This window comes from Gammaproteobacteria bacterium, from assembly GCA_035501935.1.
Taxonomy (GTDB): Bacteria; Pseudomonadota; Gammaproteobacteria; order JAJPIJ01; family JAJPIJ01; genus JAJPIJ01.
In genome coordinates this window covers 40,657-62,207 of record DATJVC010000004.1, presented here as the reverse complement: position 1 = coordinate 62,207, position 21,551 = coordinate 40,657, and the positions used below count along the sequence as shown (strand labels likewise).

The window sequence follows — 21,551 nt, the reverse complement described above, 5'->3', positions numbered from 1 at the left end:
AATACAAACCTGGACTCTTCATGAAATCATTCATATATATACTCACCGTGTTCATTGGTCTGTGGGCAGCGCCGGCGCTGGCGGAAAAAAGCAGCCACGGCGCGGCAAAATCAGCGCCCTCGATCAAGGTTCATGCGGACAAGGGCGCCGCAGACAAAAAACCCCCGGATAAAAATGAGCCCGCCAGCACGGCGGCGCCGGCAACCCCCGCCGCCCGGCCACCCGCGCCGGCGACCCTTGGGTTTGTTCCCGCGCCGCCGGCCGTCAATGCGCAGGCCTGGCTGCTCATGGATTTTGCCACCGGACAGGCGCTGGCCGAGGACAACGCCGATGCCCGCATGGAACCCGCCAGTCTGACCAAGATGATGACCATCTACACCGTGTCGCAGGCTTTGAAGGAGGGCAAAATAAAACTCACCGATCAGGTGCCCGTCAGCGAGAAGGCCTGGCGCACCGGCGGCGGCGGCGTCGAAAGCTCCAGCATGTTTCTCAAGGTCGGTTCGCGCGTGTCGCTGGAGGACCTGATGAAGGGCGACATCGTGCAGTCGGGAAACGACGCCAGCGTGGCGCTGGCGGAATATGTCGCCGGCTCGGAGGACGCGTTCGCCGATATGATGAATCAGAATGCCGCGCGCCTCGGCATGACCGGCACGCATTTCGTCAACAGCCACGGCCTGCCGGCGCCGGATCACTACACCACCGCGCGCGATCTGGGGAAACTCGCCGCGGCGCTGATCCGTGATTTTCCGGATGTGTACAAATGGTTTTCGATCCGTGAGTTCACCTTCAATAACATCAAACAGCAGAACCGCAACAAGCTCTTGTGGCGCGACGGCAGCGTGGACGGCATCAAGACCGGCTTTCACAATACCGCCGGCTATTGCCTGGCGGCCTCGGCCGTGCGCGGTGACATGCGCCTGATCGCGATCATTCTGGATTCTGAAGGTGAAAACGCCCGCGCCGACGCAGCGGAGGCGCTGCTGGGTTACGGCTTCCGCTTCTTCGAGACGCGCAAGCTCTACGCCGCGCATCAGGCGGTGCAGGAGCAGCGCGTGTGGAAGGGCGCGGTGGAAACCGCCAGCCTGGGGTTGGCCCAGGACCTTTACGTCAGCCTCCCGCGCGGGCAGGAGAACAAACTCAAACGCAAGGTGGATGTGCAGAATCCACTGGTGGCGCCGCTGGCGGCCGGCGAAAGCCGCGGTGCGCTCACCGTGCAACTTGGCGACAAGACGCTGGCGCAACGGCCCTTGATTGTGCTGCAGCCCGTGGCGCCCGCGGGCTGGACGGGGCAAGTCATGGATACGGTGAAGTTATGGCTGCAATAGGGCCGGGGGGCGCGATCGTTTATTTGAACGGCGAGTGGGTGCCTTTGAGTGAGGCGCGCGTCTCCGTGCTGGATCGCGGTTTCATCTTCGGCGACGGCGTCTACGAGGTCATTCCCGCCTTCGCCGGCCGGTTGTTTCGCCCGGATCAACATCTTCAGCGATTGGACAACAGCCTCATGGCGGTCAGGATGAAGAATCCCCTGACGCGCGAGCGCTGGCGCGCGGTGTTGAATACGCTGCTGGAGCGCAACGGTGGCGGCGATCAATCCGTGTACCTGCAAATCACCCGCGGCGTGGCCAGGCGCGATCACGTTCTCCCGGAACCGGTGCCACCGACGGTGTTCGCCATGAGTTCGCCGGCCGTGCGCCAGAACCGGCAGCCGGTGACGGCGATCGTCTGCGAGGACATCCGCTGGAAATGGTGCCAGATCAAAAGCACCGCGTTGCTGGCCAACGTGCTGATGCGGCTCGCTGCGCAGGAGCACGGCGCCTATGAAGCGCTGCTGATCCGCGACGGCTGGCTGACCGAGGGGGCCGCCAGCAACGTCTTTATCGTGACGGATGGCATCGTCAAGACCCCGCCGCACAGCGAAAATCTGTTACCTGGCATCACGCGCGATCTGATTGTCGAACTACTGGCGGCGCACCGCATCCCCCATGCCGAGACCGCCGTCGGCGAGGCGGAGCTGCGCGCCGCCGATGAAATTTTTCTGACCAGCTCCGTGCGCGAGGTCGTGCCGGTGGTAAAGCTCGATGACAAGCCGGTCGGTGCCGGCGTGCCGGGGCCGGTGTGGGAGCGGGTGGTGGCGCTCTACGAGCAGTTCCGCAATGCCGAAGTAGCGCGCATTAAAACTGGCGCGGCGGCCTGATGGATGTGTTGGAATCCGCGGGCGTGGAAATCTTCAAGGAGTTCACCATTGAGGCCGCGCACCGGCTGCCGAACCTGCCGGCGACTCACAAGTGCCATCGTTTGCACGGTCATTCCTTCCGCATCGGCGTTTACGTGCGTGGCGAGCTCAATCCCACAACGGGCTGGGTGATGGACTTCGCCGACGTGAGTGCCGCCTTCCGGCCGCTGTTCGAGCAACTGGATCATCGCTATTTGAACGAGATCGAAGGCTTGGAAAATCCCACCAGTGAAAATCTGGCGCATTGGGTCTGGCAGCGGCTGCATCCGGCCTTGCCGGGGCTGTGCCGTATCGTTATTCACGAGACCTGCACCGCCGGCTGCGTTTACACCGGCGACTAAAACCCCCGGCCCACCATAAGCTGCGGAGCCACCAAATACGATGGGTTCCGTGTCGAAGATCAACGGGTGTACGCGCCGAAGGCATGGTCTATCTCCTTGTATGACACGGTCATTTATCGAGACGCTGGGTTGTGGCATGCCTCTCGCATCAGCCAGGGAACAGCTATGCAGGCTGGGAGGGGAGTAAACCGGTCATGGCCGCCATCGTAAATCAAAACACGCGTCCAACCAGGGACAGGACACAAGTGCATCCGCTGACTGTGCGCGTCACGCATTGGGTCAACGCCCTGGCGATATTCGTCATGATCGGCAGCGGCTGGCGCATCTACGACGCCTCGCCGCTCTTCGAAGATTTCACGTTTCCGAAGAAATACACCATTGGCGGCTGGTTGGGCGGCGCTTTGCAATGGCATTTCGCCGCCATGTGGCTGCTGGTCATTAATGGGTTAATTTACCTGCTCTACGGCATCGTGAGCGGCCATTTCCGGCGCACCTTCCTTCCCATCAGGGCAAAATCCGTGCTTATGGATTTTATCGACGCGCTGCGCGGCCGGCTGGCGCATGAGCTCGGCATCTATAACGGCGTGCAGCGGCTGGCCTATGTGGGCGTCGTCGCCATCGCGATCGTGATCGTGCTGTCGGGGCTGGCGATCTGGAAGCCGGTGCAGTTTCAGGAAATCGCGTCGCTCATGGGCGGCTATGAAGGCGCGCGCTTTGTGCATTTCTTCTGCATGTGGACCCTGGTCGCGTTCGTCGCGATTCATGTGGTCATGGTTGCGCTTGTCCCGCGTACTTTTCTGCCGATGTGGACCGGCCGGGCGCGCGTAAGCGGTACCCATCGTTCCGGAGCGTGAAGCCGTGACCAAACTGAAGACCGATATCACGCTGGATCAAATCCGCCGCGAGTCACCCGCGATCCGGCGGCTGGAACGGCGGCTGTTACTGAAACAGGGATTGAGCCTGGGCGTGCTGGCGCTGTTGAGCGGCTGTGACCTGAGCAACGCGGAGCGGGTGCAGAGAATGTTGTTGGGCATGTCGCGCTGGAATGACCGCGTGCAGGCACGCCTCTTCAACCCGAACAAACTGGCGCCCACCTATCCGGAGAGCGCCATCACCAAGCCTTTCCCCTTCAATGCCTACTATGACGAACCGGAGGCGCCGGTGGTCAATCCGGTCACCTGGCGGCTGGAGCTGTCGGGCATGATCCGGGATCGCAAGCCGTGGACGCTGATGGAATTGCACAAGCTGCCACAGGAATCGCAGGTCACGCGCCATATCTGCGTCGAAGGCTGGAGCGCGATCGGCAAATGGGGCGGCGTCCCATTCCGCTACTTCCTTGAGAAGGTCGGCGCCGATCTCACCGCCAAATACGTCGGTTTTCGCTGTGCCGATCACTACTACACAAGCATCGACATGCCGACCGCCCTGCATCCGCAGACCATCATGGCCCTCACCTACGCCGACGAGATGCTGCCGGTGCGCTATGGCTTTCCCATGAAGCTGCGCATCCCGACCAAGCTTGGCTTCAAGAACCCCAAGCACATCGCCGAGATCTTCGTGACCGACGTCTATCCAGGCGGTTACTGGGAAGACCAGGGGTACAACTGGTTCAGCGGCTCATGAACGCCATGAAGTCCCGGTATTACGCGTGCCCCGTCATTTTTCTCGCGGCGCTGAGTCTGCTTGCGCCCGGTGTGGCACGAGCCGACGACGCCGCGGAGGCAGCGAAGATGATGCCGGCGGATGCAACGGCGCACGGCCAGCCCATGAAAATGAAGGAACCCATGCCGACCAAGATGAAGAAGGACGGCATGATGATAGAAGATGTGATGAAAGGCGAGACGAAAAAGAAAGAAGTTATGGACGAAACCTTGAAGCAGGAAGAATCAAAGATGGGAAGGGATGCAAAATAAGATGATGCTGTTTTCTTAATCGTTTCGTTTCAGCTCAATCGCTTTATCGAGAAGCAATGGCAGACAATTTGATTATGGGAATCTCCTCAAGGTTTTCCCGTGGTGAACCGCGACAGGTAGGATTCGTACCCCTGGGCTTTCATCTGCTCCACAGGTATGAAGCGCAATGCAGCCGAGTTGATGCAATAACGCAGCCCAGTTGGCGCCGGCCCATCGTCAAACACATGACCAAGATGCGAGTCGCCCACCGTGGAGCGAACTTCGGTGCGGGTCATCAATAGACTATTGTCAGTGCGATTGGTGATGGCCTCCGCATTGATAGGTTTGGTGAAGCTTGGCCAGCCGGTGCCCGAGTCGTACTTGTCAAGTGAACTGAACAGCGGTTCACCGGACACTATATCGACATAAATGCCGGCATTTTTGTTATGCCAATATTCGTTATTGAAGGGGGGCTCTGTTCCTTCCTGCTGAGTCACGCCATATTGCATTGGAGTGAGACGTTTCTGTAACTCGGCATCACCCGGTTTCTTGAAATTTTTCGCATCCCAACCCGGCCTGGGAGTCGAGATATCTCCAGTTGCGATTGGAATTACGGTGCCCGTTGTGGCCACTGGCGGTAAATTCCCAACCCCCGTGCCGGATTGCCCGCCGGCTTTTTCCCTAAGTTCCTTCAGTCGACTGTCTCGTCCACAGGCCTCGCGATACAAGTGATAGTGCAGGCTTTGTTTCTTATAAAAGTCCTGATGATGTTCCTCCGCTGCATAGAAGGGACCCGCGGGCACAATCTGTGTGACTATCGGCGCGTGCAGTCGAGCTTCCTCCGCTTTCTTCGAGGCTTCGGCCAGCTGTCGTTGGGTTTCGTCGTGATAGAAGATGGCAGTTCGATACTGATTACCGACATCGCAGAACTGAGCATCGTCTGTTAAGGGATCGATATTGTCCCAGTAGATGTCCAGTAATTTCTCGTATGAGATCTTCGTTGGGTCATAGACTATGTCGACAGACTCCGCGTGACCGGTGGTGCCTGTCGAGACCTGCTCGTAGGTCGGATTGGCCACCGTGCCACCGGTATATCCGGAGGTGACCGATAGCACGCCGTTCAATCGATCGAAAGGTGGCACCATGCACCAGAAGCACCCGCCCGCGAACGTCGCCTTTGCGGTCGCGGTTCCCGAGACAGGCTCTGCAGCCGTTGCATCGTTGGGGCGCAATTCGTTGGACGTGAAATACAAAACCCCCGCAACTAACACGGCGATCACAATACCGGTTGAAACTGAACGCATGTTCTCCACCTCCCGGGCGCGGTAAACGGTGTTATGCCATCAAATCCTGTAAATTCGATGCCCGGCGGTCGCGCTTTGTTACATCTTTTAGACCAGTGCCTTAACGCAGCGCCGAGGTGTCTTTATGGCTCAATACGTTGAAATCCCCTGTTGGCAGGAAATGCCGGCAGAGACAGGTTCGTGTTGACCAGGTGTCCACCTGCCGCTGCGTCGCAATGATCAGGTGCGGATGCCGACGCCCCGATTCATCAGCATGATACACGCGACGGTCAGTGCCACACTACACAGCGCCAGCACGATGAGTGCGTTGGTGACGCTGATGTCGGATACACCCAAAATGCCGTAACGGAAGGCGTTGACCATGTAGATGATGGGATTGGCAAGCGAGACCCCCTGCCAGAATTCCGGCAGCAACTGGATGGAGTAAAACACGCCCCCCAGATAGGTCAGCGGCGTGAGCACGAAGGTGGGGATGATCGAAATGTCGTCGAATTTCTTGGCGAAGATGCCGTTGATAAGGCCCCCGAGAGAAAACAGGATGGAGGTCAGCAAGACCACAATCGCGGTGATCCAGAATGAATAGAGATGCAGATCGGTGAAAAACAGCGCCACCGCGGTGACCACCAGGCCCACGAACAATCCGCGGACCACGCCGCCGGCAATGAACCCGCTCATGATGACCCAGTTTGGGATCGGCGCAACCAGCATTTCCTCGATGCTTTTCTGAAATTTCGAGCCGAAGAAGGACGACACCACGTTGGCGTAGGCGTTGGTGATCACCGACATCATGATGAGGCCCGGCGCGATGTACTGGATGTAGGGAAACCCGTGCATCATGCCGATGCGCGGGCCGATGAGGCTGCCGAAGATGACGAAGTACAGCGACATGCTGATCGCCGGCGGCAGCAGCGTCTGCATCCAAATGCGCATGAAGCGCGTCACTTCCTTGGTGACGATGGTTTGAAAGGCTGTCCAGTAGCGTGGGCGCATCTATAATCAACCTGTTGTTTTGCTATCAGCTTGGCCGTTTTTGCCGAGGAGGCCCAAAAACAATTCCTCCAGACGGTTGGCCTTGTTGCGCATGCTCTTGACGTGTATGCCCTGCGCGCTCAGGGCGGTGAACAGGTCATTCAAATTTTGTTCCTTGGTGATGTCTGCCGACAGCGTGAGTTCATCCAGCCGTTGCAGGTGAAAGGCGGGCAGGGACGGCGCTGCGGCCAGCGGCCGGTCTATGTCGAGAATGAAGGTTTCCATGTGCAGTTTGGCCAGCAAGCTCTTCATGCCGGTATTTTCAATGATCAAACCATTGTCGATGATGGCGATGTTCCGGCACAACGACTCCGCCTCCTCGAGGTAATGCGTGGTCAGGATGATGGTGGTGCCGTTGGCGTTAATCTTTCTCAGGAAATCCCACAACGAGCGACGCAATTCGATGTCCACGCCGGCGGTCGGTTCGTCGAGAATGAGGAGTTTCGGCTCGTGCAGCAGCGCGCGCGCGACCATCAGTCGCCGCTTCATGCCGCCGGAGAGCATGCGCGAGGGCTGGTTGCGCTTCTCCCACAGCCCCAGTTGCTTCAGATATTTTTCGGCGCGCTGATGCGCAAGCGCGCGGGGGACGCCGTAGAAACCGGCGTGATTGACGACGATCTGCAGGCTCGATTCGAACTGGGAGAAGTTCAATTCCTGCGGCACCAGGCCGATGTGGGCCTTGGCGATCTCCAGTTCGATGTCGATGTCATGGCCGAAGACGCGCACCCGGCCCGCCGTCTTGTTGACCAGCGAGCTGACGATGCCGATGGTGGTGGACTTGCCGGCGCCGTTGGGTCCGAGCAGTGCGAAGAAGTCGCCCTGTTCCACACGGAGATCGATGCCTTTGAGGGCCTGGACGCCGTTTTTGTAGACCTTGCGCAGGCCGGTGATTTCAAGCGCGTTCATGTGATGACACGCGTATTCTACAACAACCGCATGGCGACGCGGGCTAGAACCGCGCTTCCTGAGGATGTTCCGTTCGCCGCCATGTGCCACAATACTGTTGACGGGCGACGCCGTTTCTCCACGCTGGAAGACCGAAGGCCAATGACAAATCGGGAGAAGGTACTGGAAACAGCTGCCGGCCGGGAAGGGCGCGGCATCCCGCTGCCGGCAACGCTGGAAACACCGGCCGTGATTTACGATCTGGCCGTACTGGAGAAACAATTGCAGCATATACGGCATCTCCGCGCGCAAAGCGGATTGCGAGTGCTGTATTCGGTCAAGGCCTGCGCACTGGCGGAGCTGCTGCACAGGATTGCCCCTTCAGTGGACGGCTTTTCCGCCAGCTCGCTGTTCGAGGCCCGGTTGTCGAGGGAGGTGTTGGGTTCGTCGGGAGAGGTACACGTTACCTCCCCGGGATACGCGCCCACGGACTTCGATGCCCTTGTGCGATACGCCGATCACATCAATTTCAACTCACTTTCGCAGTGCGAACGTTTCGCCGCGGAGGCTCGCGGCGGCGTGCAGAGGGGCCTGCGCATCAATCCGCAATATTCGCGGGTCCCCGATGCGCGTTACGATCCCTGCCGGCCGGATTCCAAGCTGGGCGTCCCGCTGGCGCAATGCGCCTCCGCCTGGGCGCGGCTGATGAACGGCGCCCATCCGCCCGACGGCCTGCATTTCCACACCCATTGCGAGTCGCGGGATTTCACACCGCTGCGCGAAATCGTCGAACGCATCGAACACACCCTGCCCGAGGCGTTGCGACAGGTGCGGTGGCTCAATCTGGGCGGCGGCTATCTGCTGGATGATGGGGCCGATGCCACGGTGCTGACCGCACTCGTGGCCGATCTCAAGGACCATTATCCAAAACTCACGGTTTATTTTGAGCCTGGCAAGGCGCTGGTGAACGATGCCGGCAGCCTGGTTGCCTCGGTGGTGGACGTGTTCGAACAGGGGGATACCCAAATCGCCGTGCTGGACACCTCGGTGAATCATCAGCCGGAGGTGTTCGAATATCAGCGCACGCCGCGGGTGCTGGAATCATCGGTGGCCGGTGCTCATGAGTACCTGCTGGCGGGCGGCACCTGTCTCGCGGGCGATCTCTTCGGCCGTTACCGGTTTGCGGGGCCGCTCCGAATCGGCAGCCGCGTGACTTTCCACGGCGTCGGGGCCTATGCGCTGGCGAAGGCGCACCGCTTCAACGGTCACAATCTGCCGGCGATCCATCTGCGGTTGCCGACCGGCGAATTGCGGTCAATCAAACAATACGACTACGAAGACTACCACCGGCAATGGTGTTGATCGTGGAGTAAGATTGGGCCATGTCGCACGCCGCCTACGGTTTCTGGACCATGGCCCTCGCCGGCAATCTCGCCCTGGAGTATCAACTGGGCATCTGCCCGCTGCTGGCGATGTCGCGGCGTTATGAAGTGGCGCAGGGCATGGCGGTGGTGACCTTGGTCGTCGTGCCGCTGCTGGCCATCATCGGCTACGCCGTGCAGGTGGAGGTGCTGGTACCGCTGAATCTCACGGCCTGGCAACTGCCGCTCTGGGTGCTGGTTTTTTTCCTGGCACTGCATGGACTGGAGCTGGCAGCGCAACGATTACGTCCCGGCCTGCATGAACAATACGCCGTGTTCCTGCCGATGTTCCGGGTGAACTGCCTGGTGCTGGGCGCTGCCTTGCTGGCGGTGGATAAATTCGACGGGTTTTTCGCCGCCGTGCTGGGCGGGCTGGGAATGGCCGCGGGTTATGCGCTGGTGCTGCTGATGCTCGCGGCGGTGCGCGAGCGATTGGCGCTTGCCGAGACGCCGGCGGCATTCCGCGGCGCGCCGATCACCGTGATCACGCTCGGCCTGATGTCATTGGGTTGGCAGGGGTTGAAGGGTATTTTCTAATGCTGCCCTGGTTGTTGCTGGCGATTGTGGGCCTCGCTGCGGGATTTTCCGTGGCACGGCCCGCGCGCGATCCCGGCAAGGGTCTGGCGCTCGCGGAAGAAACTGATCGCATCGACGCGCTGCTGCCGCAGACCCAATGCGGTTTGTGCGGCTATCGTGGTTGCCGGCCTTATGCCGAGGCAGTGGTGCGCGGCGAGGCGGCGATCAACCGCTGTCCGCCCGGCGGGACGGAGACGGTCGCGGCGCTGGCGGATCTGCTGGGCGTGGAACCCATGCCGGCGCCCGCCATGTCGCCGCCGCGTGTGGCGTTGATCGACGAAGCCACCTGCATCGGCTGCACGCTCTGCCTGGACGCCTGCCCGGTCGACGCCATCATCGGCGCGCCCAAACTGATGCACACCGTGATCGCCGCGCTGTGCACCGGCTGTGGTCTGTGCCTGCCGCCATGCCCGGTGGATTGCATCCAGTTGCGGACTTCGGGAGGTTGAAGTGACGCTGCCGCAACATGCGTGGGGCGGTGGGGTGCGGGTGCCGCGCCACAAAAACCTGTCCAACACCGGGGCGTCGCGCGTACCGCCGTTGCCGGCGCGACTGATTTATCCCCTGCGCAGCCACATCGGCACGGCGGCGCGGCCCATCATCAAGCCCGGTGATCGCGTGCTGCGGGGACAATGTCTCGCGCAACCGGATACCTATGTCAGTCAGGCGCTGCATGCCGCGACCTCCGGCGTGGTCCGGGACATCGGTGATTTTCCCGTTGCGCCCGGAGACATCACCGCGACGTGCATCGTTATTGAAGTCGATGGCGAAGGCCGCAGCGTGGATCCCTGGCCGCCCCTGTCCGCTGACGCGGATGGCGACGCCATTCAGCGCCGGCTGGTGGAAGCCGGCGTCATCGGCATGGGCGGCGCCGGCTTCCCTTCGCACGTCAAGGTCAGGGAGGGACTGACGCGTACGGTGCAGACCTTGATCATCAATGGCGTGGAGTGCGAGCCCTACATCACCTGTGACGATCGACTGATGCGCGAACATGCCACCGGGATCGTGGCCGGCGCGCGCTGGCTGAAACGGGCGGTGAATGCCGGCGAGTGTTTCATCGCCGTGGAAGAGGACATGCCGGAGGCGCTGGCCGCGTTGCAGTCCCATGCCGGTGAGGACGTGACGGTCGGATCGGTGCCGGCGATCTATCCCGCTGGCGGCGAGAAACAGTTGATCAAAATGCTGACCGGTCGGGAGGTGCCGAGCAAGGGATTGCCCATACAGGCGGGGGTGCTGATGCACAATGTGGCCACTGCGCAGGCGGTATACCAAGCCGTGGTGGAGGGCCGTCCGCTCATGTCGCGCTACGTCACGGTCACGGGCTCCGTGCAGCAGCCGGGCAACTGGCAGGCGCTGCTCGGCACACCCGTCAGTCATCTGCTGCAGCAGAGCGGCTGGGGCGGTTACGGGAAACAACAGGTGATCATGGGCGGGCCCATGATGGGAATGGCGCTGTCGCATCTGGAAGTACCGGTGACCAAGGTGACGAATTGCCTGCTGGTACAGGAGGCCGCACGGGTGTCCATGATGTCCATGCCATGCATACGCTGCGGCGAATGCCTGCGGGTCTGCCCGGTGCAACTCAATGCCCGCGCGCTGTATGAATACGCGCGGGCCGGCGATCTTGATGCCGCGCAGGACCTGCATCTCTTCGATTGCATCGAATGCGGCGCCTGCGCTTATGTCTGCCCAAGCCATATTCCCCTGGTGAGCTACTACCGGCAGGCCAAGGCCGGCATTGCCGCCACCGAACGGCGGCAGCAAACGGCGGCGGAAAATCGCCGGCGCTACGAGCGGCATGAGCAGCGTCTGGCGGCGGATCAAACCGCGCCGGAAACGGCCGAGTCGGCATCACCGGCCGGCACGATGGACAAGGAGGCGATGCGTGCCGAAATCACGGCCGCTGTCGAGCGAGTGCGCGCCAAACGCGCCGCGAACGAACCGCCGGACCCCACGAACGGCGGAGAAAGCGGTGCGGCATGACGGCCACCTCCGGCGGCGCAGGTTCACCGCATTTACATCAGCCTGCCTCCGTCGCGTTGGTGATGCGCCAGGTGTTGATGGCGATTATTCCAATGCTTGTTGTCATGTTTTATTGCTACGGCCCCGGCGTGATTCTCCAGTGGTTGTGGGCGCTGCTCGTCGCCCATGCCTGCGAAGCGCTGCTGTTGCGCTGGCGCGGTCTGCCGCTGCAACCGCATTTGAGCGACGGCAGCGCGGCAGTTACCGCCACGATCTTCGCGCTCGCGATGCCGCCATGGGCGCCATGGTGGCTCACGGTGATGGGCCTTGTTTTCGCCCTGGCGCTGGTAAAACACGCCTATGGCGGCCTCGGCCACAATCTCTTCAATCCGGCGATGGCCGGGTATGTTTTTCTATTGCTGTGCTTTCCGGTGGCGATGAAGGCGTGGGCGCCGATCGACGCCGGACACACCGCGCCGGGATGGATCGAGTCTTTGATCCGGTTTGTCGGTGGCGCACCATCGCCGGTTGACGGCTATAGCGGTGCAACGGTGTTGGAATACACGCGCACGCAGCTGCGCGCCATGAAAATGATGTCGGAGATCGGCTCGCAACCGATCTACGGCCTGCTCGGAGATCGCAACGCCCAGTGGGTCAACGTGGCTGCATTCGTGGGTGGATTGTGGTTGCTTAGGATCGGGGTGATCCGCTGGCAAATTCCAGCGGCGCTGCTGTCGGCGCTGTTTATCATCGCCACTGTTTTTCATCTGGCGGATGGCGATCGTTATGCCCCGCCGCTCCTGCATCTCTTCAGCGGGGCCACCATGCTGGGCGCCTTTTTCGTGGCCACCGATCCGGTGTCCGCGCCCGGCACGCAGCGCGGCCGGTTGCTGTTCGGCATAGCCGTCGGGCTGTTGATCTATCTCATCCGCACCTTCGGAAACTATCCCGACGGGGTGGCCTTTGCGGTGCTGATCATGAACGGCGCCGCGCCATTCATCGAGCGCCATACCCAGCCGCGCATTCTGGGGGCGCGATCGTGAACGGCCGTTTGCGATCCTGGCGCACGCCGCTTGCCGTATTGATTGTGAGTTTGTTTTCCGGCGCGGTATTGAAAAGCGTCGACAATTACACCTCCGCGCGTGCCGGACTGGCGGCTGAGCAGCATCTCCTGCGCGATCTGCGGCAGGTATTGCCGCCGGATTATGACAATGACGTGCTGAAAGAAGCGGTGCAATTCACCGATCCGGATTATTTCGGCGGCACCGAGCCACTGACGATCTACCCGGCAAGGAAGGGGAAGGCGCTGATCGGCGCGGCGCTTGCGATCATCACCACGCCGGGCTACAACGCGCCGCTGCGCCTGATGATCGGCGTGGAGGCGGACGGGCGGCTGCGCGCCGTACGGGTGCTGGAGCAGCATGAAACGCCGGGACTGGGCGCCAACGTCGATCCGCGCCATTCCGGCTGGTTGTCGCAATTCGGTGGGCGCTCGCTGGGTAATCCTCCCGCGGAGCGGTGGTCGGTCAAGCAGGACGGCGGCGATTTTGACGCGCTGAGCGGTGCGACCATCACCTCGCGCGTGACAACCAATGCCCTGCATCAGGCACTGGCTTTGTACGCCGCCCACCACGACGAAATCACCGCCGCGCGTTGAGGTTATTTCGCGGTTTGCGCCGGTGCGATTGAGGGGCGGCGCACCCCATCGAGGCGCTTGCGCCAGTAGCTGTCCTGGAGGCTGGATACCATCACCGTTTCGCTGCGGCTGCTGGGGGCATGGATGAATTCATCCTTTCCCAGATAGATGCCGACATGCGAATGGGCGCGGCCGAGGGTGTTGAAGAACACCAGATCACCCGGACGCGGATCCGCCGGCAGTATGGGCGGCAGGCTGCGCGCCATCTCATCCGCGTTGTGCGGCAATGATACACCCCAGCGGCCATACACGTGCCGGACGAAGCCACTGCAATCGAAGCCTTGTTGTGGTGACGTCCCGCCCGGATGATAGCTGACACCACGCAGACTGGTGGCGTAGGACAGTAACTCAGCGAGCGGCGTGCTGGGTGGCGCCGGCAGCGGTGGGGGGGGATGGGGTGCGTACCCGGGCGGTGCATTGAGATCGACCACTGGCGCCGGCGCCTGCGGCGTGCCCGCGCATCCGGACAGCAGCATGACCACCAGGGCCAGAACGCCAATCCGCATTACGTCAAATTCCCCCTAGCAACGGCGTTATACTGGGTTCGGCAAATTATTTGAAGAAAGCATAAACGATGCGCGGATTCATTGCATGTTGTGGTGCACTATTACTGGCGCCCATGGTCTGGGCGCTGGGCGTGGCGGACCTGACCGGCAGCGAAGCCGACAGCGGCATACGCGAGGCCCTGTCCCAGGGTGTGACGGCGGCGGTCGGCAAGCTCGGCGTACCCAACGGGTTTTTGGGCAATCCCAAGGTCAAGATCCCTCTGCCCGGGCCGCTCAAGAAGGCGGAGAAATGGATGCGGATGGCCGGTATGGGCAGGCAGGCGGATGACCTGATCACGACCATGAACCATGCCGCCGAGCAGGCAGTGCCGGAGGCCAAGCCGATCCTTTTGGATGCCGTCAAGGGCATGAGCGTGGAGGATGCCAAGGCGCTGCTGACCGGCGGCGATGACTCGGTGACGCAGTATTTCAAGAAGACCACCACCGCGCCGTTGACCCAGAAGTTCCTGCCCATCGTCAAGGCCGCGACTGACAAGCTCGACGTTGCAAAGAAATACAACACCTACGCCGGTTCGGCATCGCAGTTGGGATTACTGAGCAAAGACCAAAGCAGTGTTGAGGGTTACGTCACGCAAAAGGCGCTGGATGGATTATTTCTGATGATGGGCGAGGAGGAGCGCGCCATTCGCAAAGACCCCATGGGACAGTCTGTCAGCATCCTCCGCAAGGTTTTTGGCGCCGTCGGTCACTAATAACGAGTCCGGCTTTTATTATTTTGCTTTTTCTTTGTTCTTAAGTTGCTCCAGCAGGGTCTTTGCGTTTCCATCTCCGGCCAGGGCGGCCTTCTCAAGATAGGTTTTGGCCAGGGGGATGTTTTTTATGACGCCATGACCCAGTATCAACATGGCGCCATATTGCACTTGCGCCTGTTTATCTCCGTTATCCGCGGCTTGCCGGTACCAGTAGGCGGATTTTTCGGGGCCGCCCTTTTCAAAATCCGGTCGTTTGTAGAGATCGCCCAGACTCAAGGCGGCTACCGTATAAAGCTGGTCTCTGGCGTTTGCCACCGCGAGATAGTTTTCCTCGGCCTTGGCATAGTCCTGTAACGTTCCCCGGCCGTCTTCGTAGAGCTTCCCCAGCATCAATCTGGCCGGCAGGCTGCCTTCCTGGGCGCGTTTGGAACATCCTTTGAAGGCTTCCACGTACTTTTTCTTTGCCACGGGCTGCATGCATGCGTTGTCGCGCAGGGTGTCCATGAATGGCGGCGCATAGATCCACAACAGCAGCAGTATCAATGCGGCAATAACGCACAGTCTGAGCAGCCTGGATATTCTAATCATGGTCTCAATCCGGCGGGACCGTCATCCACATCCTTGAGTTTTTGAGAATGTAAAACTCACGAGGATGAGGCGTACAGAAACAGGGTTTTAAGATACTCCGTCTCGGGGATGGCGGGATGGATGGGGTGATCGAGGGCCTGATGCCCCTGTTCCAGTATTCTCAGCGTGCAATGCGCCTTGAGCCCCGCCTGCCGCACTACGTTGCGAAAATCCGCGGCCGTGACGTGCGATGAGCACGAGGCGCTGATGACGATCCCGTCCTCATTCAACACCTGCATGGCCAGCGTGTTGAGGCGCTGATACGCCTCCATGCCTTGTTCCGTGTCCTTTTTACGCTTGACGAAAGCGGGCGGATCGAGAATGACAACATCGAATCGCTTGTTCGATTCGCGCAGGTTTTTCAGCGCCGTGAAGGCGTCCTCCACGTCGACAGTGAGCGCTTCACCGATATTGTTCAAGGCGGCGTTATCGCGGATGAATTCCGCGGCGGTGGCGGAGGCTTCGACACAATGCACCTGCGCGGCGCCCGCGGCGGCGGCCTGTATGCCCCAGCCGCCCAGATAGCTGAACACGTCCAGTACGCGCCGGCCTTTGACGTAGTCGGGCAGCCGCGCGCGGTTGGCGCGGTGGTCGTAAAACCAACCGGTCTTCTGTCCCTCGCGCATGGCAACCTTGAACCGGCAGCTGTTTTCGATGATGGTCAAAACCGCGGGCACTTCGCCGTGAGCGGCTTCGATTTCGCCCGGCAGGCCCTCCAGCGCGCGGCTGGCGCCATCGTTGCGCAGCAGTATGCCCGTGGGTTGCAACAATTCGCGCAGGCTGTCGATGATTGTCGCTCGCATGACCTCCATGCCGGCGGTGTTGATCTGCACCACCAGGATTTCACCGTAACGATCAATGATGAGGCCGGGCAGGCCGTCGCTTTCGGCGTGGGCCAGGCGGTAGTAGGGCTCCGTGTAGAATCTCTCGCGCAAACGCAGGGCGGATTGCAGGCGTTCATGGATCAATGCGGGTGAGTGGGGCGCGGCCGGATTTGTGCTGACCAGGCGGACGCTGATCAGCGAGCGCGGATTGACGTAACCGGTGCCGAGCGGCCGGCCGCTGTGGGCCAGAACGCGGACGGGTTGGCCGGGCTGGAATACCGTGAGCGGGCTGCGGGCAATGTCTACTTCGTTGCTGAACACCCAGACATGGCCGGCGCGCAACCGGCGATCTTCGTTTTTCTTCAAGTAAAGGGTCGCGTATTCCATTCGCATCAACCTGTTGGTTTAAAACGCATAGTATAATGGCCCGCAGTCTGATGCTTGGGCATGCCAACTCCGGAGCGACCTGACCGATGTCATCCCCAAACCCCTGCATGCATGGCTGTGATGTATTGTGGCGGCAGAACCCGCTGCTTGTCCGGCTGCTGGGATTGTGTCCGTTGCTGGCCGTTTCAACACGGCTGATCGACGGCATCACGCTGACGTTGCTGTTGATGGTGGTGAGTTTGTGGACCTCCGGACTGGTGTCGGGCACCCGTTATCTGATCCCGCCGGAGGCGCGCCCGATCTGTCACGCGTTATTTCTGGCCACGGGTGTGGGCATGGTCACTTTGTTGCTGAAAACCTTCCGCCTCGATATGGCCGTGCAACTCGGCATCTACGTGCCGGTGATGGCGGGTTGTTGCCTGCTGATGGCGCATTCCGCCGAATCCGCCGGCCGTCAATCCGTTGTCGCGGGTCTCCGAAGCGGTGCCGGCATTGCCGCGGCCATGGCGATGTTTCTGATCCCGTTCTCGGCGGCGCGCGAAGTGCTGGCCTATGGCACGCTCCTGCGCGACGCCGACCAACTTTTACCAACGTTGTCACCGGAATTCACGCTGCGCCTGTGGCCGGGGGATGAGGGACTGGCGGTCGCCGCCCTGCCGCCCGGCGCCTTGCTGTTGCTGGGGGTGGTGCTCGCCCTCCATCGCCGGCTGACCCCACCGCCAACTGCTGAACGCCCGGTGTAATCCGTGCGTTTGAATCCCGCCCAGCGTGAAACATTGTTCGAACGGTTGCGCGTCCTCAATCCGGAACCGCGCACGGAATTGCAATACCAGAGCCCGTTTGAATTACTAATTGCCGTGATCCTGTCGGCACAGGCCACCGATGTCAGCGTAAACAAGGCCACTCGCGAGCTATACCGCGTAGCCAACACGCCGGCGGCCATCCTGGCGCTGGGCGAGCGCGGTTTGAAGCGTTATATCAAGACCATCGGTCTCTACAACACCAAAGCGAAGAACATCCTCAAGACCTGCAGGCTGCTGCTGGAAGAGCACGACGGCCGGGTACCCGCGGATCGCGATGCACTGGAGAATTTGCCGGGTGTGGGCCGCAAGACGGCCAACGTGATCCTGAACACGGCCTTCGGACAGCCGACCATTGCCGTGGACACACACATCTTCCGCGTCGCCAATCGCACGGGGCTGGCGCCCGGCAAAACGGTGTGGGAGGTCGAACAGGGCCTGCTCAAGCGCGTGCCACCAAAGTACCTGCATGATGCGCATCACTGGTTGATCCTGCACGGACGCTATGTCTGCATGGCGCGCAGGCCGCGTTGCGGCGAGTGCGTGATTCGGGATGTATGCGGCTGGAAGGATAAAGGGCGCTTCATGGCTTCATCCAGGAAGGCGGCGTAAGGACCCGGCGATGGTGGAGACGCGCACACGACTGGAGCAGCGGCTGGAAGTGCTGGCCGAGGTGATTCAGAATTTTGCCACCTCGCTGGATCTGCGCGAAACCCTGCGTCACGCCATTGCCACCTTCATCGAATACATGGACGCCGAGGCGGCCTCCATTTTTCTGCTCGAGAAGGAGGAAACGGAGCTGGCCTGCCAGCAGTGCGCCGGGCCGGTGGACATCACGGGGCTGCGCATTGCCGCCGATCAGGGCATCGTCGGCAAGACGGTGCGCGAACAGCGCTGCCAGATGGTGCGCGACGTGCAGAAGGAGGCCGCCTTCATGGCCGCCGTGGATGCCGACACTGGTTTCATCACCCGCTCCATCCTGTGCGCGCCGTTGACCGTGCGCGGCCAGCGTCTCGGCGCGCTGGAACTGATCAACAAAAAGAGCGGCGACGGCCTGTTTGACAGCGAGGATGAACATATATTGATTGCACTGGCCGCCGCGGCGGCGCTGGCGATCCACAACGCCCGCATCGCCGAGGCGCTGGTCGAGCAGGAGCGCATGCGCAAGGAACTGGAACTGGTGCGCGAGGTGCAGGTCAATCTGCTGCCCAAGGTGGCGGAGGGTGCCCTGCCGGTGGTGGCCATCAATTTCCCGGCGCGCGAGGTCTCCGGCGATTTTTACGACTATTTCGCCCTGCCGGATGGGCGCATCCATTTCAATCTCGCGGACGTCTCGGGCAAGGGCATGAACACGGCCCTGTGGATGGCCAAGACCGGCGGGCTGCTGCGCTGCCTGGCCAAGACCATTCCGGATTTGAGCGCGCTGGTGGCCAGGGTGAATGACGAGATCTGCGAGACCGCCTCGCATGGCATGTTTGTGACGCTGGTGGTCGGCGTTCTGGATCCGCGTGATGACACCGTGACGCTGGTGAATGCCGGCCATCTGCCCGTGCTGTATCGCAACCGCGCCGGCGAGTTTGGCGAAATTGAGGCCGAAGGGCCGCCGGTGGGTGTGCTGCCGGGCGCGGAATTCCCGGTCACCCGCCTGGATCTGCACGGTGGTTCACTTTATCTGTACACCGACGGCGTCACCGAGGCCCTGGACGAAGAAGGGCGGCCGCTGGAAACCACGGGATTGATTGCGCTCATCAAACGCCATGCCGGACTTGAGCCCCGCACGCGGCTGAAGGAGCTGGTGGGTTCGGTGCGGCATATGGGGCAGAAACAGCGCGATGACATTACCTTGATGCTGGTCGACCGGCGGGTGGAGGCGGCGATGTCTAATCCTTTGTTGGAAATGAGATTTCGTTCCAATCCCGTCGAACTCAGGGAAGTGCGTGAGCGGGTCCGCGAGGCGGTGGACCGCAGCGGCTGTGGCCGGGAGCTGGCCGATAGTCTGGTGCTGGCCGTCAACGAGGCCTGCATGAATGTCATACAGCATGCCTACGGTGGCGACTGCTCAGGTGAAATTATTCTTGAAATCCTCAATAATGGCCGTGAGTTGGAATTTGAGGTGCGGGATTTTGCCGCGCCCGTTGATATCAGCAACATCAAGCCGCGTGATCTGGACGATCTGCGGCCCGGGGGTCTGGGAACACATTTCATTCAGACCATCATGGATGATTGGGTCTATGGCCACCTCCCGGCGGAATGCGGCAATTATCTCAAGATGAAGAAAAAAATAGGCTGAGCAGCGGACGAACCGCGCCGGCAAAGAAAAAAACGAGGGGATGTCACGATGTCTTATCAGGTCCGCGACGACAGCGGCTATGCGGTGGTCGAATTGACGGGTGACGTGGACTTGTCCTGCTCCCCGGAGGCCCGCAGCGTCATCTTATCCTGTCTTAAAAACGCCAAGAATGTCCTGGTGGACTTGTCGCGCGTGACCTACATCGACAGTTCCGGCGTGGCCAGCCTGGTGGAAGGCTACCAGACTGCCAAAAAAAAGAAGCTGAAATTCGGGCTTGTCGGCGTGAGCGGATCGGCGCTGAACGTGCTCAAACTGGCGCGGCTCGACAAGGTGTTTCCCATCCACGCCACCGTGGCTGATCGCGCCAAGGCAGACGTGTGAGGCGGCGGATGGCCGACGCCCACACCCATCATCCCTCCGCACTCGAGCAGCTGGGCCGCGTCACGGTCGAGGCCGTTGAAGAGTTCGGTTACTATTTTCTTCTGTTTCTGGAGAGCATCTACTGGCTTATCGCCGGGCCGTTCCGCCATCAGCCGGTGCGGCCGCCGTCCATCGCGGCGCAGATGATGACCATCGGCGTCGCCGCGATCCCCATCGTGTTCATCCTGTCGTTCACCATCGGCATCATGCTCGCCATCCAGGGCATCCACACGCTCAAGACCTTCGGCGCCGAGGAGCAGGTCGTGACCGGCATCGCGCTGTCGGTGACGCGGGAATTCGGCGCCCTCATCACCGCCATCGTGGTGGCGGGACGCTCGGGATCGGCGCTGGCGGCGCGCATCGGCACCATGCAGGTCTCGCAGGAGATCGACGCCCTGCGTGTCATGAGCGTCAATCCCGTGCGTTATTTGTCCTCACCGGTCCTGGCGGCGATGCTGGTCATGTTGCCGGCGCTGACCTATCTGGCCGATCTGTCAGGCCTGTTTGGCGGCTCGGTGTTTACCAATCTGGAATTGGGCTTGAGCTACAATGCCTATGTTGATCGCACGCTGGATGCGCTGGAAGTCGACGACGTCATGCAGGGGCTGCAAAAAAGCCTGGTATTCGGCACGATCATCACCGTCGTTGGCATCAGCAACGGGTTCCAGGTCACGGGCGGTGCCGAGGGTGTGGGCAGGGCCACGACGCGCTCCGTCGTGCTCTCGATTTCGTATATCGTGGTGGCGGACATGTTGTTTACTTATTTTCTGAACCGCTAGTCACCGACCCGCACCCATGAATGCCACCGCCACACGGCCCGTGATCGAAGTGAACGAACTGGTCGCCCACTACGGCAGCCGCAAAATCCTGGATCAGATCAATATGCAGGTGGAGTCCGGCGAGATCATGATCATCATGGGCGGCAGCGGCTCCGGCAAGAGCACGCTGCTGCGCCATCTGCTGGGCCTGAACCTGCCGACCTCCGGCCACATCCGCATCCTGGGCGTGGATATCACCCGTGCCCCTGCGAATACCGTGCATGATCTGCGCAAGCGCATGGGTGTCGCCTTCCAGGGTGGCGCGCTGTTCAGCTCCATGACCGTGGGCGAGAACATCAAGCTACCGCTGCGCGAGCATGCCAAGCTTGATGAGGCGACCATGAACATCATGACGCGTCTCAAGCTTGAAGTCGTGAACCTGGCGGGTTTCGAGAACCTGATGCCGGCGCAGTTGTCCGGCGGAATGATCAAGCGTGCCGCCGTGGCGCGCGCCATCATCATGGATCCCAAGCTGCTGTTTTTCGACGAGCCCTCGGCGGGTTTGGATCCGGTGGTGTCCGCCGAACTGGATGAATTGATTCTGCGCCTGCGTGACGCCATGGGCATGACCATCGTGGTGGTCACGCACGAACTCGACAGCGCGTTCAAGATTGCGGATCGCATCACCGTGCTCGATCACGGCCGCATTCTGATGACCGGTACGGTCGATGAGGTGCGCAATTGCGACAATACGCGGGTGCAGGATCTGCTGAACCGACGCCCGCGCGATGAAGAGATCGACGCGGACGAATACTTGCACCGGTTAACCGAAGGTTAGAGAGGACTGA

Annotated in this window: 25 protein-coding genes; 19 read left to right on the top strand and 6 right to left on the bottom strand. The window is 61.1% G+C overall.

What is annotated here, in order from left to right:
- Positions 1-20: 20 nt before the first annotated feature.
- From VMH34_00865 to VMH34_00840, 6 genes are all read left to right on the top strand, one after another.
- Positions 21-1,325 carry a D-alanyl-D-alanine carboxypeptidase family protein gene (locus VMH34_00865; protein HTT07335.1) on the top strand — a complete coding sequence of 435 codons (1,305 nt, stop codon included), beginning with the start codon at positions 21-23 and terminating at the stop codon, positions 1,323-1,325.
- Complete coding sequence (locus tag VMH34_00860; protein HTT07334.1) at positions 1,313-2,194, top strand: D-amino acid aminotransferase; 882 nt, start codon at positions 1,313-1,315, stop codon at positions 2,192-2,194. The genes VMH34_00865 and VMH34_00860 overlap by 13 nt, the downstream gene beginning before the upstream one ends.
- 23 nt (positions 2,195-2,217) lie before the next feature.
- Positions 2,218-2,574, top strand: a complete 357-nt coding sequence (gene queD / locus VMH34_00855) for a 6-carboxytetrahydropterin synthase QueD (protein HTT07333.1) — start codon at positions 2,218-2,220, stop codon at positions 2,572-2,574.
- A gap of 194 nt (positions 2,575-2,768) precedes the next feature.
- On the top strand, positions 2,769-3,428 hold the full coding sequence (locus tag VMH34_00850) for a cytochrome b/b6 domain-containing protein (GenBank protein HTT07332.1): 660 nt from the start codon (positions 2,769-2,771) through the stop codon (positions 3,426-3,428).
- Positions 3,429-3,453: 25 nt separating this feature from the next.
- The gene (locus VMH34_00845) at positions 3,454-4,197 is read left to right on the top strand and encodes a molybdopterin-dependent oxidoreductase (protein HTT07331.1); all 744 of its coding nucleotides are present in this window, start codon (positions 3,454-3,456) and stop codon (positions 4,195-4,197) included.
- 5 nt (positions 4,198-4,202) lie between these two features.
- Positions 4,203-4,487, top strand: a complete 285-nt coding sequence (locus tag VMH34_00840; protein ID HTT07330.1) for a hypothetical protein — start codon at positions 4,203-4,205, stop codon at positions 4,485-4,487.
- Positions 4,488-4,573: 86 nt separating this feature from the next.
- Here the strand turns inward: VMH34_00840 and msrB are convergent, their stop codons facing one another.
- From msrB to VMH34_00825, 3 genes are all read right to left on the bottom strand, one after another.
- Positions 4,574-5,770 carry a peptide-methionine (R)-S-oxide reductase MsrB gene (msrB, locus tag VMH34_00835; GenBank protein HTT07329.1) on the bottom strand — a complete coding sequence of 399 codons (1,197 nt, stop codon included), beginning with the start codon at positions 5,768-5,770 and terminating at the stop codon, positions 4,574-4,576.
- 219 nt (positions 5,771-5,989) lie between these two features.
- The gene (locus tag VMH34_00830; GenBank protein ID HTT07328.1) at positions 5,990-6,760 is read right to left on the bottom strand and encodes an ABC transporter permease; all 771 of its coding nucleotides are present in this window, start codon (positions 6,758-6,760) and stop codon (positions 5,990-5,992) included.
- 6 nt (positions 6,761-6,766) lie between these two features.
- Complete coding sequence (locus VMH34_00825) at positions 6,767-7,705, bottom strand: ABC transporter ATP-binding protein (protein HTT07327.1); 939 nt, start codon at positions 7,703-7,705, stop codon at positions 6,767-6,769.
- 141 nt (positions 7,706-7,846) lie between these two features.
- Between VMH34_00825 and VMH34_00820 the strand changes: the two genes are divergently transcribed.
- Genes VMH34_00820 through VMH34_00795 form a run of 6 tightly spaced genes read left to right on the top strand, consistent with a single transcriptional unit; the run spans position 7,847 to position 13,300 of the window.
- Entirely contained in the window at positions 7,847-9,046 is a 1,200-nt protein-coding gene (locus tag VMH34_00820; GenBank protein ID HTT07326.1) for a carboxynorspermidine decarboxylase, read from the top strand.
- A gap of 20 nt (positions 9,047-9,066) precedes the next feature.
- Complete coding sequence (locus VMH34_00815; GenBank protein ID HTT07325.1) at positions 9,067-9,642, top strand: Rnf-Nqr domain containing protein; 576 nt, start codon at positions 9,067-9,069, stop codon at positions 9,640-9,642.
- Positions 9,642-10,130, top strand: a complete 489-nt coding sequence (locus tag VMH34_00810) for an RnfABCDGE type electron transport complex subunit B (protein HTT07324.1) — start codon at positions 9,642-9,644, stop codon at positions 10,128-10,130. Before VMH34_00815 ends, VMH34_00810 begins: the two co-directional genes overlap by 1 nt.
- Before the next feature lies 1 nt (position 10,131).
- Complete coding sequence (gene rsxC / locus VMH34_00805; GenBank protein ID HTT07323.1) at positions 10,132-11,664, top strand: electron transport complex subunit RsxC; 1,533 nt, start codon at positions 10,132-10,134, stop codon at positions 11,662-11,664.
- Positions 11,661-12,686 (top strand): RnfABCDGE type electron transport complex subunit D, encoded by a 1,026-nt coding sequence (locus tag VMH34_00800; GenBank protein ID HTT07322.1) that lies wholly within the window; start codon positions 11,661-11,663, stop codon positions 12,684-12,686. Before rsxC ends, VMH34_00800 begins: the two co-directional genes overlap by 4 nt.
- A complete protein-coding gene (locus tag VMH34_00795) occupies positions 12,683-13,300 on the top strand; it encodes an RnfABCDGE type electron transport complex subunit G (protein ID HTT07321.1) in 618 nt (205 codons plus the stop codon). The genes VMH34_00800 and VMH34_00795 overlap by 4 nt, the downstream gene beginning before the upstream one ends.
- A gap of 2 nt (positions 13,301-13,302) precedes the next feature.
- Here VMH34_00795 and VMH34_00790 read toward each other — a convergent pair whose 3' ends face one another.
- Complete coding sequence (locus VMH34_00790) at positions 13,303-13,845, bottom strand: NlpC/P60 family protein (protein ID HTT07320.1); 543 nt, start codon at positions 13,843-13,845, stop codon at positions 13,303-13,305.
- 68 nt (positions 13,846-13,913) lie between these two features.
- On the opposite strand from VMH34_00790, the gene VMH34_00785 reads away from it, so the two are divergent.
- Positions 13,914-14,597, top strand: a complete 684-nt coding sequence (locus tag VMH34_00785; GenBank protein ID HTT07319.1) for a DUF4197 domain-containing protein — start codon at positions 13,914-13,916, stop codon at positions 14,595-14,597.
- An 18-nt stretch (positions 14,598-14,615) separates the two neighbouring features.
- Here the strand turns inward: VMH34_00785 and VMH34_00780 are convergent, their stop codons facing one another.
- Both VMH34_00780 and VMH34_00775 read right to left on the bottom strand, forming a co-directional pair.
- Complete coding sequence (locus tag VMH34_00780) at positions 14,616-15,101, bottom strand: tetratricopeptide repeat protein (GenBank protein ID HTT07318.1); 486 nt, start codon at positions 15,099-15,101, stop codon at positions 14,616-14,618.
- A 140-nt stretch (positions 15,102-15,241) separates the two neighbouring features.
- Positions 15,242-16,435: a class I SAM-dependent rRNA methyltransferase gene (locus VMH34_00775; protein ID HTT07317.1), complete on the bottom strand. Its 1,194-nt coding sequence runs from the start codon at positions 16,433-16,435 to the stop codon at positions 15,242-15,244.
- Between the two features lie 86 nt (positions 16,436-16,521).
- Here VMH34_00775 and VMH34_00770 point away from each other — a divergent pair, with 86 nt between their 5' ends.
- From VMH34_00770 to VMH34_00745, 6 genes are read left to right on the top strand one after another with little or no spacing between them, the layout of a single operon-like run.
- Positions 16,522-17,178: an Rnf-Nqr domain containing protein gene (locus tag VMH34_00770; GenBank protein ID HTT07316.1), complete on the top strand. Its 657-nt coding sequence runs from the start codon at positions 16,522-16,524 to the stop codon at positions 17,176-17,178.
- Between the two features lie 9 nt (positions 17,179-17,187).
- Positions 17,188-17,847, top strand: coding sequence for an endonuclease III (gene nth / locus VMH34_00765; GenBank protein HTT07315.1), 660 nt, complete (start codon positions 17,188-17,190; stop codon positions 17,845-17,847).
- A gap of 10 nt (positions 17,848-17,857) precedes the next feature.
- The gene (locus VMH34_00760) at positions 17,858-19,525 is read left to right on the top strand and encodes a SpoIIE family protein phosphatase (protein HTT07314.1); all 1,668 of its coding nucleotides are present in this window, start codon (positions 17,858-17,860) and stop codon (positions 19,523-19,525) included.
- Positions 19,526-19,573: 48 nt separating this feature from the next.
- The gene (locus VMH34_00755; protein HTT07313.1) at positions 19,574-19,906 is read left to right on the top strand and encodes an STAS domain-containing protein; all 333 of its coding nucleotides are present in this window, start codon (positions 19,574-19,576) and stop codon (positions 19,904-19,906) included.
- Positions 19,907-19,914: 8 nt separating this feature from the next.
- Complete coding sequence (locus VMH34_00750) at positions 19,915-20,724, top strand: ABC transporter permease (GenBank protein ID HTT07312.1); 810 nt, start codon at positions 19,915-19,917, stop codon at positions 20,722-20,724.
- A 16-nt stretch (positions 20,725-20,740) separates the two neighbouring features.
- Positions 20,741-21,541: an ATP-binding cassette domain-containing protein gene (locus VMH34_00745; protein ID HTT07311.1), complete on the top strand. Its 801-nt coding sequence runs from the start codon at positions 20,741-20,743 to the stop codon at positions 21,539-21,541.
- The last annotated feature ends 10 nt before the right edge of the window (positions 21,542-21,551 follow it).

Excerpts from the sequence above, each read along its gene's own strand:
- VMH34_00865 (HTT07335.1), top strand. The coding sequence starts at position 21 with ATGAAATCATTCATATATATACTCACCGTGTTCATTGGTCTGTGGGCA.
- VMH34_00825 (HTT07327.1), bottom strand. The coding sequence starts at position 7,705 with ATGAACGCGCTTGAAATCACCGGCCTGCGCAAGGTCTACAAAAACGGC.
- VMH34_00830 (HTT07328.1), bottom strand. The coding sequence starts at position 6,760 with ATGCGCCCACGCTACTGGACAGCCTTTCAAACCATCGTCACCAAGGAA.
- VMH34_00780 (HTT07318.1), bottom strand. The coding sequence starts at position 15,101 with ATGGACACCCTGCGCGACAACGCATGCATGCAGCCCGTGGCAAAGAAA.
- VMH34_00815 (HTT07325.1), top strand. The coding sequence starts at position 9,067 with ATGTCGCACGCCGCCTACGGTTTCTGGACCATGGCCCTCGCCGGCAAT.
- VMH34_00755 (HTT07313.1), top strand. The coding sequence starts at position 19,574 with ATGTCTTATCAGGTCCGCGACGACAGCGGCTATGCGGTGGTCGAATTG.
- VMH34_00750 (HTT07312.1), top strand. The coding sequence starts at position 19,915 with ATGGCCGACGCCCACACCCATCATCCCTCCGCACTCGAGCAGCTGGGC.
- msrB (HTT07329.1), bottom strand. The coding sequence starts at position 5,770 with ATGCGTTCAGTTTCAACCGGTATTGTGATCGCCGTGTTAGTTGCGGGG.
- VMH34_00790 (HTT07320.1), bottom strand. The coding sequence starts at position 13,845 with ATGCGGATTGGCGTTCTGGCCCTGGTGGTCATGCTGCTGTCCGGATGC.
- VMH34_00840 (HTT07330.1), top strand. The coding sequence starts at position 4,203 with ATGAAGTCCCGGTATTACGCGTGCCCCGTCATTTTTCTCGCGGCGCTG.
- VMH34_00775 (HTT07317.1), bottom strand. The coding sequence starts at position 16,435 with ATGGAATACGCGACCCTTTACTTGAAGAAAAACGAAGATCGCCGGTTG.
- VMH34_00785 (HTT07319.1), top strand. The coding sequence starts at position 13,914 with ATGCGCGGATTCATTGCATGTTGTGGTGCACTATTACTGGCGCCCATG.
- VMH34_00770 (HTT07316.1), top strand. The coding sequence starts at position 16,522 with ATGTCATCCCCAAACCCCTGCATGCATGGCTGTGATGTATTGTGGCGG.
- VMH34_00820 (HTT07326.1), top strand. The coding sequence starts at position 7,847 with ATGACAAATCGGGAGAAGGTACTGGAAACAGCTGCCGGCCGGGAAGGG.
- VMH34_00860 (HTT07334.1), top strand. The coding sequence starts at position 1,313 with ATGGCTGCAATAGGGCCGGGGGGCGCGATCGTTTATTTGAACGGCGAG.
- VMH34_00745 (HTT07311.1), top strand. The coding sequence starts at position 20,741 with ATGAATGCCACCGCCACACGGCCCGTGATCGAAGTGAACGAACTGGTC.
- VMH34_00810 (HTT07324.1), top strand. The coding sequence starts at position 9,642 with ATGCTGCCCTGGTTGTTGCTGGCGATTGTGGGCCTCGCTGCGGGATTT.
- VMH34_00800 (HTT07322.1), top strand. The coding sequence starts at position 11,661 with ATGACGGCCACCTCCGGCGGCGCAGGTTCACCGCATTTACATCAGCCT.
- VMH34_00850 (HTT07332.1), top strand. The coding sequence starts at position 2,769 with ATGGCCGCCATCGTAAATCAAAACACGCGTCCAACCAGGGACAGGACA.
- VMH34_00760 (HTT07314.1), top strand. The coding sequence starts at position 17,858 with ATGGTGGAGACGCGCACACGACTGGAGCAGCGGCTGGAAGTGCTGGCC.